Here is a 209-nt window from a genome sequence, read left to right as displayed (position 1 = left end):
AAGCGTTCACGCTGGGTACTTCTGAAAAATAGAGGCAACTTAAATACACGCCAAGATAGCTATCTTACTGAAATATTGAATATCAATAAGGACTTAATGACCACTTATATACTCGGAGCACAACTCAAAGAGCTTTGGTATTGTGAATCAGAAGGGCACGCTAAGGGGCTCTGGGATGCGTGGTGGGAACAAGTGCAAGAGAGTGGGAT

Annotated in this window: 1 protein-coding gene; it reads left to right on the top strand. The window is 43.1% G+C overall.

The window, feature by feature from the left end:
- Positions 1-209 (top strand): transposase (locus tag BCT34_RS03625; protein WP_198594884.1); only part of this gene is annotated, 209 nt, incomplete at both ends.

This window comes from Vibrio sp. 10N.261.45.E2 (genome assembly GCF_002875705.1).
In the GTDB taxonomy this organism is placed as follows: domain Bacteria; phylum Pseudomonadota; class Gammaproteobacteria; order Enterobacterales; family Vibrionaceae; genus Vibrio.
Note: the sequence above shows the minus strand (reverse complement) of the source record. Positions and strands in the feature narration are given on the sequence as shown.